The sequence below is a fragment of the Pseudoalteromonas sp. G4 genome, from assembly GCF_028875915.1.
Lineage (GTDB): Bacteria > Pseudomonadota > Gammaproteobacteria > Enterobacterales > Alteromonadaceae > Pseudoalteromonas.
Genome location: NZ_JAPEHW010000119.1, coordinates 1 through 7,031, shown reverse-complemented (window position 1 = coordinate 7,031; position 7,031 = coordinate 1). Strand labels below are relative to the sequence as shown.

Below are 7,031 nucleotides of genomic sequence, written 5' to 3'. Positions count from 1 at the left end.
AAATCTGAAATCTGAAATCTGAAATCTCTTACAGCTGCGTAAACTCAAGCAGTTGTCTTAATTTTGTTGCTTGTCTGCGAGAAATTTCCACAGTCTGACCATTGCTTAAAGTTGCGGTTAAACCGTAGCTAATAGCTTGCTCCATGCTTTCAATTGCATCAAGTCTAATGATATCTGAACGGCTTGCTCTAAAGTAATGTCTTTCGTCTAGTTTAGCTTCAATTTTGTTTAATGAGCTGTGTAGGTATGCTTTACCATGTGGTGTGTAAATTGCTGCATGGTTACCAATTGACTCAAAACGAATAATTTCACGAAGTTCGATAATGCGCATGGTTTCGCCATATTTAACCATCAATTTATGGTCGTCTGGTAAACCTGCGCTTGATGCATTTTGTTCAATACGCTTTTCTAGCTTTTCAATGCTTTCGGCTAATCGCGCAGGATTTACAGGTTTTACTAAGTAATCCATGGCATTTAACGAAAACGCTTCAACAGCAAATTGGTCGTATGCAGTACAGAAAATAATGTTTACATCATCACCAAGAGATTCGGCTAACTCTAAACCCGTTGCACCAGGCATGTGAATATCTAGGAAGATAGCGTCTGGTTTATGTTCTGCAATTTTTTCACTTGCTTCTTCAGCATTTTTGGCTTCATCAACAATTTCTATTTGGCTGTGCTTTGACAGCAGGCGCTTTAATTCACTGCGTGCAAGACGTTCGTCATCAACAATTATTATTCTAATACTCATTGTTAAAAGTTAACTCCATCGTGTAAGTGTTAGCATCACATGTTTGTGTTGCACTGCAAATATTGCCCATGCCTAATTGGGTAATTAGGTTATCTAGCGGTAAATCGCCCGACTTAATTTGGGGTGATTGTGTTAAGTTAAGTGTAAAAACAACAGCACTGCCAACTTCTTTTGTTGTGATAATGAGTTCGTTGTGACTAACGCTGTAAATATCTTTTTTGATAAACACATACTCAACTAAGGGTAAAAGTACAGAACAAGGCAATGGGTGAGGGCTTGCCAGTTTGCTTAAATGTTTAGTCAGGGTAAACCTTTCTTCTAAGCGCAGCGCTTCGAGCTCAAGCAAATGTTCAAGCTGTGTTAAATCATCGCTAAAGCTTGTCTTTGTTACACCATCATTCAGTTGATAACGAATTAGCTCGGCTAATTTGCCTAGTAAGTCGCTCGCTAAATCTTGATTTTCGAAAATCATATAGCGGATAGCATTCATGCTATTAAACAAGAAGTGTGGATTTAATGGTGCTTCCGCATTTTTTTCAAACATATAAAAAGAAAGTCTCTTTTTTGACAGACTATTTTGAGTCTATCGATTTTATAATTATCTCGCCAATTAAAATGATAAACGGCAAAAAAGTAAGATGAGTGGTTACGCTGTTTTATCCAGCTGATGTTGCCAGTCGATTGGCAATTCAATAACAACTTTTCTTTGTTTGCCTTTTTTTACTAAAACTATGCTCGCTGAAGTGGCATACATATGCTCTAGGCGGCTTTTTACATTATCGTAATGCTCGGTATCTAAAAAGAATTTGCCATGGCTATGATGCGAAATCTCTATACGATACTTGTTGTGTTTAATGAACCCAACTAGGCTCAACTCCCCCGTTCGTTGACGCGAAGAGTTAAGTAAAAATGAGCAAATGAATATGAGTGTCATGCTCGGAATATTAGGTCCTGTAGCATCATCATGAAGTTTTATTGTGTGTTTCTTGGGTGCACGGTTTTGCTCTTCCAGCAGTTCAAGATAATTCATTAAGCTGGTAACTTCATCGTTTAGTTTCGCATCAGCTGCTTTACTGGACATTAAGTTGTAGCGGAATAAATCGGACGCTTTAGTAACTAGTTCTGCCGCCTTTTCTTCATCAATATCAATTTGTTGTTTAATGGCTTCCATGGTATCGAAAAGAAATTCCGGGTTTACTCGGTTAGTTAGAATTTGCAGCTTTTGCTTCTTTAATAACAGAGCAAGTTGTTTGTAATTTGAAATGCTCGCAGCAAGTACATAGAAATATGCCCAAACAACGGTAGTAACAACATTATAAATAATGTACGCAACCAGTGATTCACCTAAAGTGTCTAGGTGCATAATGCTTTTTACGTACTCTTCTAAAGAGTAGGGTGTAAGAGAGACTAAAATTGGTAAAAAGTCTAAAGCAATAATCACCAGCGCGGTTACAGTGGAGCTCGCTAAAATGAGTAAAAATAACTTCCATTTTGTTGTTGCATAGCTTTTGTAATGTTTATAAATACCGCGTAGCACAATGTGAAATGCTGCAAAGATTATAATTATTTGATATGTGGTGAGTATCAACGCGCCAACTAAACCAAGCTGAGTAATCGGCATTGTTTCAGCCTCTGGTTCGTGAAACATACTCCAGATACCTAAACAAGTAACTAAGAATGAAATAACTAAAAGAGGCCCTTGATATCGCCAATAGTTAGGGCTGGTATTTCGAATGTAACTGAAATTCATAACCGTATCTGGACCTTTTATTAAAGTGGTAGCGTTAAACACGCAACGTATTTATCGTCTTTTAACGCGGCGTTTAGTGAAGCGTTTTCGTTGTACATTAGCTGTAAGCGTTTAATTAAGTTTTCTTGACCTGTACCTGTGCTTTCAACTTTGTAGTTACCGGTGTAAATTTAATTAAGTTTTCTTGACCTGTACCTGTGCTTTCAACTTTGTAGTTACCGGTGTAAATCGGATTGCTTACAGTCACTACTAATTGGTTTTTATGCTTTGAAATATCAACAACCAATAGGCTTTGTTCTTGCCTTGGTGCAATGCCATGTTTTATTGAGTTTTCTATCAAAGTTAGAATACCCATAGTAGGCACTTTAATGTTTAAGCAGGTTTCATCTACGTGCATTTCAATTAACAAACGTTCTTCTAGGCGGATATGCTCAATATCGAGGTAAAACTCACAAATACGCAGCTCTTCTTTTAATTTTACCGTGGGATGTTTATTTGCTGTTAAGTTGTAACGGAATAGTTCGTTGAGTTTATCAATCAGCTCTTTGGCGAGTTGCTTATCTTCGAAAATCATGCCGCGAATGCTGTTAAGTGAGTTAAACAGAAAATGTGGATTAAGCTGACTCATTAATAATGCAATCTGGCTTTGCTTAAGTTGTGTTTTAACTTGAAAGCGGCGCTTTAAAGCCGATAAAGGCATATAGAAAATGAGCCAAAATCCAAACGCGCCAAGTTGGGAACGAAATCGTTCAGATGAAGCCCACTTTATTGCTTCAGGATCTCCTTGAGCAATTTTTTCTTGTTCTTCGCGAATTTTTAGGTGTTCTTGTTTATAACCTTCTTTGAATCCTCTTTTAAATTCTGAAGAAACGGTTTTTTCTTCTGACGACTCTGATTGGGTTGAGTCTGATGTATCAGCGTCTTTTGAAGTGTCTTCATCGCTTGCGAGTTGAGCGTCCTCATCATTTTCATTAAGCGGATCTTTATCTGGATTAGCTTTGTAGTAAGCGAGTTTTTTAGCTAGAGGTTTAAAAGTATCGCGACTGGATTCAGCTATGTTGGCGGCCAAGTAAGCACTAATTATAACGAGGAAGATGCCACTCAAAATGATTTTAAAAAGGTTGCTTTCTTTATCGCGAAGAAAATTAATCGGTGCCCTGAGTAAAAAATGGGTGATCAGAAAAAAACAAAACACTTTTATGCCGGCGTGTGCAAACGTATTTGCTAAACCGTAAATTTCCTTATCAGTGTCTATATTTGATAATCCACCAAACAACAGTAAAACCGCAGTGAGCGCTTGGATAACCCAATAAGCCATGTGCTTATATATCCTTTGTTATTGATTTTTAATTCCATAGAGTTGGCAAAGTTCAGGGTTATATACCAACTCCGTTGGTTCATATTGTGTCAAAAACGGCTACTAAAGCAAGTTTTCAATATTTCTCTTTTTGCACCAAAACGTTCACAAAGCCAATGTTTATGCACTCTTGTGGTGCGTTAACTTTCTTGTAACACATTGTAAATTACTTAACCTTATGAATTAGATAAAAAAATATTATTGGCACAAAGGTTGGATTTAACTTTTACAAATTAAAAAAACGACAACAGGTACATCTTATGAAAATGATCAGTGCGATTATTAAGCCATTTAAGCTTGATGATGTGAGAGAAGCAATGTCAGATCTTGGCATTGAGGGCATGACAGTAGTTGATGTTAAAGGTTTTGGCCGTCAACGTGGGCATACTGAATTATACCGTGGAGCAGAATACCAAGTTGATTTTATTCCAAAGATCAAAGTGGAAATTGCAACACAAAGTGACAATGTAGACCGTGTTATTGAAGCGATTAGCAACGTGGCACAAACCGGTAAAATTGGTGATGGCAAAATTTTTGTCTACGACTTAGAACAAATTGTTCGTATTCGTACGGGCGAACTAGACGAAGCAGCAATTTAAGGGGAATGTCATGGAAAATACAGTAGTTGAATTGAAATTTGCACTCGATACTTTTTACTTTTTAATGTCGGGTATATTAGTTATGTGGATGGCAGCTGGTTTTGCTATGTTAGAGGCTGGTTTAGTGCGCTCTAAAAATACCACTGAAATCTTAACCAAAAACGTAGCGCTTTATGCAATTGCATGTACCGTGTATTTAATTGTTGGCTACAACATTATGTATGTGGACAACGCTGAAGGCGGTTTTTTACCTTCTCTAGGTGCACTAATTGGTACTGAAGCTGCGGATGCAGATCACTCATTACAATCAGACTTTTTCTTTCAAGTAGTGTTTGTTGCAACTGCAATGTCAATTGTGTCAGGTGCTGTTGCTGAGCGCATGAAGTTATGGTCTTTCTTAGTATTTTGTGTTGTTTTAACTGGCTTTATTTATCCGCTAGAAGGTTACTGGACATGGGGTGGTGGTTTCTTATCGGCTATGGGCTTTGTTGACTTTGCAGGTTCAGGTATTGTGCATATGGCGGGTGCAGCAGCTGCGCTTGCAGGTGTATTACTGTTAGGTGCACGTAAAGGTAAATACGGCAAAAACGGTGAGATCTATCCAATTCCAGGTTCTAACCTACCATTAGCAACACTAGGTACGTTTATTTTGTGGATGGGTTGGTTTGGTTTTAATGGTGGTTCTCAATTACTACTTTCAGACAAAGAAAATGCAACCGCAGTGAGCCAAATTTTACTTAATACCAATGCGGCAGCGGCGGCTGGTGCAATTGCCGCTTTACTACTTTGTAAATTGTTATGGCGCAAGGCTGATTTAACCATGGTATTAAACGGTGCATTAGCAGGTCTTGTGGTAATTACGGCAGAGCCTGCATCACCAACTCCATTACTTGCGGTATTAAGTGGTGTGTTAGGTGGTAGCTTAGTTGTATTTAGTATTGTAGCACTTGATAAGGCGAAAATTGACGACCCTGTTGGTGCAATTTCAGTACACGGTGTATGTGGTTTCTTAGGCCTTATGTTAGTGCCGTTTTCGAATAGCGATGCAACCTTTGTTAATCAACTGATTGGTGCACTGGTAATCTTTGGTTTTGTTTTTGTTAGCTCTTATATTGTTTGGGCAGTACTTAAGAAAACCATGGGTATTCGTGTTGGCGAAGAAGAAGAAATTAACGGTATGGACCAACATGATTGTGGTGTAGATGCATACCCTGAATTTGTGACTGTAAGAGGCAATATCTAAGTCGCTAATTTAAAGCGTAACGTTAAGTTACAAAGTTCTTTAAAAGCCCAATGCTTATTGCTATTGGGCTTTTTAATTTGTGATATTATCCTATGCTTAAAGTTGTAGTTAAAAACGTGCTTAGATGATGAAAATTAACTTATTAATCGCCGAAGATGATGTCTGTTTAAATGACCTCGTCGCTTCAAGTCTTACAGAAGAATACCAAGTATCACAAGCGTATAGCTTAGAACAGGCGAAATCATTATGTGAACAAACGGATTTTAGTGTCATTGTATTAGATTATTACTTTCCTGATGGTAACGGTGTTGAGTTAATTAAGTACGTTAAAAAACAAACCAATCCTCCGATAATTATTTTTTTAAGTGCCTCTGAAGAGCTTGAGGTAAAAATGGCTGCATTTGACGCAGGCGCTGCAGATTGGATTGATAAGCGCACCTTTATTCCGCCACTATTACTGATTAAAATTAAAAAAGCGTTAGCCAACCAACAAGAGTTTGATGCCCTTAAAATAGCGGAGCAGAATGCCAACACAGCAGTGTTTTCAGCTATGTCTGATTCGTTTATGTGGGGTAACACGGCAAGAGCTATTCAAGCGTGTTTATCGTGTACTAACTATGATGAATTTTTACTGCAGATCTTTTCTTATATACAGAGCTTAGAGCTAACGGCCTCTGTCGCATTTAGTGAAAACTCCAAAATCAGCTATTGGGATAGTCCTTCAGCGCGTGCCTCTGGTATGGAAGAAGATCTCTTTAAATTGGTAATGCAACGTGATGACCGCATCATCAATGCTGGGCGCAGATACTTCTTTAAAGACAGTAATATCTGTATTTTGATAAAAAATATGCCTGAAGATGAAGTGCGAAAAGGGCAAGTTTTAGATGTGGTAGCAGCCTATATTGAGTGTGCTAATCATCAAATTAATACGCTTAATCAAGAGTATGTAAAACAGCTTTATTTTAAGAAAATAGCCTTTGAACTTGATGACCTTCAACAAAAAATGGGGCACTTTACTGAGCAGACTCAAAAAATTCAAAGCAACCAATCATTGGCTTTTTTTGAGATTTTTAGTCAATTGGAGCTCACTAACGATGAAGAGGCAAAATTGACAAAAGTAACAGACGAAACATTAATGAAATTCGAAGAGCTTGCATTCAGTCATGTAAAAATCATCAATACGTTAAATAACGTCATTAAAGATTTTAAACGTCAGCTTTCTTAATTCAGCACGTTAGTTTAAAGCTTTTCATGGGTAGGTAACGTAACTGGTTATTTACCCGTGTTGAGTGAAATAACTTAAACTCTTTAAATTCTACTTCGAAAGGCGT

The 7,031-nt window shown here is 37.7% G+C and carries 7 protein-coding genes; 3 read left to right on the top strand and 4 right to left on the bottom strand.

The features are described from left to right. Positions 1 to 28: 28 nt before the first annotated feature. From ON073_RS19715 to ON073_RS19700, 4 genes are all read right to left on the bottom strand, one after another. Complete coding sequence (locus tag ON073_RS19715; RefSeq protein ID WP_274763582.1) at positions 29 to 751, bottom strand: LytR/AlgR family response regulator transcription factor; 723 nt, start codon at positions 749 to 751, stop codon at positions 29 to 31. Continuing rightward, on the bottom strand, positions 741 to 1,295 hold the full coding sequence (locus ON073_RS19710; protein WP_274763581.1) for a histidine kinase: 555 nt from the start codon (positions 1,293 to 1,295) through the stop codon (positions 741 to 743). The genes ON073_RS19715 and ON073_RS19710 overlap by 11 nt, the downstream gene beginning before the upstream one ends. Positions 1,296 to 1,397: 102 nt before the next feature. Beyond that, positions 1,398 to 2,501 (bottom strand): histidine kinase, encoded by a 1,104-nt coding sequence (locus ON073_RS19705; protein WP_274763580.1) that lies wholly within the window; start codon positions 2,499 to 2,501, stop codon positions 1,398 to 1,400. Between the two features lie 115 nt (positions 2,502 to 2,616). Continuing rightward, entirely contained in the window at positions 2,617 to 3,819 is a 1,203-nt protein-coding gene (locus tag ON073_RS19700) for a sensor histidine kinase (protein ID WP_274763579.1), read from the bottom strand. A gap of 299 nt (positions 3,820 to 4,118) precedes the next feature. Between ON073_RS19700 and ON073_RS19695 the strand changes: the two genes are divergently transcribed. From ON073_RS19695 to ON073_RS19685, 3 genes are all read left to right on the top strand, one after another. Then, positions 4,119 to 4,457: a P-II family nitrogen regulator gene (locus ON073_RS19695; protein WP_038642771.1), complete on the top strand. Its 339-nt coding sequence runs from the start codon at positions 4,119 to 4,121 to the stop codon at positions 4,455 to 4,457. A gap of 10 nt (positions 4,458 to 4,467) precedes the next feature. Next, positions 4,468 to 5,700, top strand: coding sequence for an ammonium transporter (locus ON073_RS19690; protein ID WP_274763578.1), 1,233 nt, complete (start codon positions 4,468 to 4,470; stop codon positions 5,698 to 5,700). 124 nt (positions 5,701 to 5,824) lie between these two features. Further along, complete coding sequence (locus ON073_RS19685; RefSeq protein ID WP_274763577.1) at positions 5,825 to 6,925, top strand: response regulator; 1,101 nt, start codon at positions 5,825 to 5,827, stop codon at positions 6,923 to 6,925. Positions 6,926 to 7,031 lie beyond the last annotated feature (106 nt).

Coding starts and splice junctions, on each gene's coding strand:
- ON073_RS19715 (WP_274763582.1), bottom strand. CDS start 751: ATGAGTATTAGAATAATAATTGTTGATGACGAACGTCTTGCACGCAGT.
- ON073_RS19710 (WP_274763581.1), bottom strand. CDS start 1,295: ATGTTTGAAAAAAATGCGGAAGCACCATTAAATCCACACTTCTTGTTT.
- ON073_RS19705 (WP_274763580.1), bottom strand. CDS start 2,501: ATGAATTTCAGTTACATTCGAAATACCAGCCCTAACTATTGGCGATAT.
- ON073_RS19700 (WP_274763579.1), bottom strand. CDS start 3,819: ATGGCTTATTGGGTTATCCAAGCGCTCACTGCGGTTTTACTGTTGTTT.
- ON073_RS19695 (WP_038642771.1), top strand. CDS start 4,119: ATGAAAATGATCAGTGCGATTATTAAGCCATTTAAGCTTGATGATGTG.
- ON073_RS19690 (WP_274763578.1), top strand. CDS start 4,468: ATGGAAAATACAGTAGTTGAATTGAAATTTGCACTCGATACTTTTTAC.
- ON073_RS19685 (WP_274763577.1), top strand. CDS start 5,825: ATGATGAAAATTAACTTATTAATCGCCGAAGATGATGTCTGTTTAAAT.